The 858-nt window shown below is 30.1% G+C and carries 2 protein-coding genes; both read left to right on the forward strand.

The window, feature by feature from the left end; translation table 11 throughout:
- A partial coding sequence (locus AC1DSL_RS18860; protein WP_477533422.1) for a hypothetical protein occupies nt 1–207 on the forward strand: 207 nt, incomplete at its 5' end.
- Between the two features lie 452 nt (nt 208–659).
- Nucleotides 660–858 (forward strand): hypothetical protein (locus AC1DSL_RS18865; protein ID WP_477533423.1); only part of this gene is annotated, 199 nt, incomplete at its 3' end.

Genomic DNA, 858 nt, shown 5'->3' on the forward strand with positions numbered 1-858 from the left:
GTGAAGAGGTTGGATAGACAAAGAACTTTTTTCTATGGGTTTATAGTTGGTTTTATATTAATGATTTTTCCTATACCCTCCTATTTCTTTTGGAGAGACGTCATGGAACATGTTGAATTGATTTTTCGATATTTTGGATTTTTAATGTTAGTAGTATGTGGAATTCCATTAATTATTGATGTGATTCGAAACTTTACTATTAAATAAATCCCTGTGGAGTTCTTATTGAACTAACGGGGCAGGTTACTTCAATAAGAAGGAGTAACCTATTCACATCTCGAGTTAATTAAATGGATAAAAAAGAAAGAGGGGTAACGACACTTCAACTTTTATTTTAGAAAATGATAAGGAATTATTTGAGGTAATTCTTTCCCCTTTTTATAATGAATTTACTTTGATTGTTAGGGATCGTTGGACACAAGAGGTATTGTCATACATTTCATTACTATCAGTTAAAAAAATTGAGATTATAGACGACAAAGAGCCTCTTTCAAAAATTCGTATATTTCACGGTGAATCTGATAGATTCGAAAATATTATAGAATTAACTATAAAACCTAACTTTAAAATGTCTTTTAAAGAACAATACCGATAATCTAGTTCAACTAACGGGTGCTTAAGTTGAAGAACCTCATGCTGCTTAGGCAGCTTTTTTCTTTTTGAACAAACGGGGCAGGTTAGTTGAAGATGATTGTTACAATAAAATAAAAATGAAGCAAGGTGATATTATGTTTATAACGTTTTTTAGTTATTTTGTTATTTTTTTTATTATTGCAAGATTTGTTAGCCTAATCGGTAACATTAGCTGGATGCCAATGATAAAAACAACTACAAAACACGATGCAATATTAGCAATAA

The sequence above is a fragment of the Paenisporosarcina sp. P4_D4 genome (genome assembly GCF_056401835.1).